Annotated in this window: 1 protein-coding gene; it reads left to right on the top strand. The window is 59.6% G+C overall.

The genetic code is table 11. From position 1 onward, the window contains the following. The coding region (locus RVY79_RS21840) for a S1 RNA-binding domain-containing protein (RefSeq protein ID WP_317466718.1) at nucleotides 1-230 on the top strand (230 nt) is incomplete at both ends.

Raw genomic sequence — 230 nt, forward strand, 5'->3', positions numbered from 1 at the left:
TCAACGGTATCGTCAAGAACATCACCGACTACGGCGCGTTCGTGGATCTGGGTGGTATCGACGGTCTGCTGCACATCACCGACCTGGCATGGCGTCGTGTGCGTCACCCGAGCGAAGTGCTGTCGGTTGGCCAAGAGATCACCGCCAAGATCCTCAAGTTCGACCAAGAGAAGAACCGCGTCTCGCTGGGCGTGAAGCAACTGGGCGAAGATCCGTGGGTCGGCATCTCG

Origin of the sequence: Chromohalobacter sp. HP20-39, assembly GCF_033052815.1 — a bacterium.
GTDB lineage: Bacteria > Pseudomonadota > Gammaproteobacteria > Pseudomonadales > Halomonadaceae > Chromohalobacter.